1 protein-coding gene is annotated in these 1,073 nt (G+C 36.1%); it reads left to right on the top strand.

Annotation, left to right across the window (positions count from 1 at the left end; translation table 11 throughout):
* Positions 1–91 precede the first annotated feature (91 nt).
* Entirely contained in the window at positions 92–1,045 is a 954-nt protein-coding gene (locus EHQ59_RS04460) for an IS30 family transposase (protein WP_135617955.1), read from the top strand.
* The last annotated feature ends 28 nt before the right edge of the window (positions 1,046–1,073 follow it).

Below are 1,073 nucleotides of genomic sequence, written 5' to 3'. Positions count from 1 at the left end.
AGCAGATTCAACCATTAAGTGCAACAAAATGAGAGGTTGACTGGCACCCCTCAAACGAATTTCTTGAAGTTGCGAAACAAAAGGAAATGGAATGAAGTATTGCCAGTTAACCCCAAATGAACGATTTGCTATCTATTTATTTCTGCAACAAAATTATAGTCTGACAGAAATCGCCAAATCACTAAATCGTCACAAGTCAACGATCAGCCGAGAAGTAAAACGTAATACAGGCGGGAGAGGATACCGTTATAAGCAAGCCAATCTATGGTCCGAGAAGCGCAGGATAAACGCCAAAAAACATATAAAGTTTAATCCCAAAACAAAAGAGGTAGTGATAAAATATTTGAAGGAAGACTGGAGTCCCGAACAAATTTCTGTATATTTACAACAAAGAATGCGTGTGAGTATAAGCCATGAAACAATCTATAGATTTATAAAATATGATCAATCGTTAGATGGAACTCTTTACAAACACCTCCGTCAATCGAATCGGAGAAGAAGAAAGAGATATGGGAGTGGGCTAACTACAAAAGGCACAATAAAAAACAGGGTTTTTATCAAAGACAGACCAAAGTCGGTAGAAAAAAGGAACAAAATTGGTCACTGGGAAGGAGATACTATTGTCGGTAAAAATCATAAAGGCTCTATTGTTACGTTAGTTGAACGAAAAAGTTTGTATGTTAAGTTGGTTCTATGTAAGGACAGAACCTCAAAAGTTGTTACAAAAGGGATCAACAAAATTCTTAGAAATATATCCGATAGAGTCACATCTATCACAGTTGACAACGGAAAAGAATTTTCTTCACATCAAGAGATTTCCGAATCATTGGATGCAAAAGTATTCTTTGCAGACCCATACTCTTTTTGGCAACGAGGCATTAATGAATCTATTAATGGCTTGGTGCGACAATATTTTCCAAAAGGTTCAGACTTTTCTAAATTAACTCAAAAAGACGTTGAAAAGGTAGAGCAAAAGTTAAATTCTAGACCTAGAAAAACTCTAGGATTCAAAACTCCAAACGAAGTCTTTTGGTGTGCCAATTAAATCGTTGCACTTAATTGTTGAATCCGCT

This window comes from Leptospira kemamanensis, assembly GCF_004769665.1.
GTDB lineage: Bacteria > Spirochaetota > Leptospiria > Leptospirales > Leptospiraceae > Leptospira_A > Leptospira_A kemamanensis.
The sequence above is the reverse complement of the archived record's forward strand: the minus strand, read 5'-3'. Positions and strand labels throughout refer to the sequence as shown.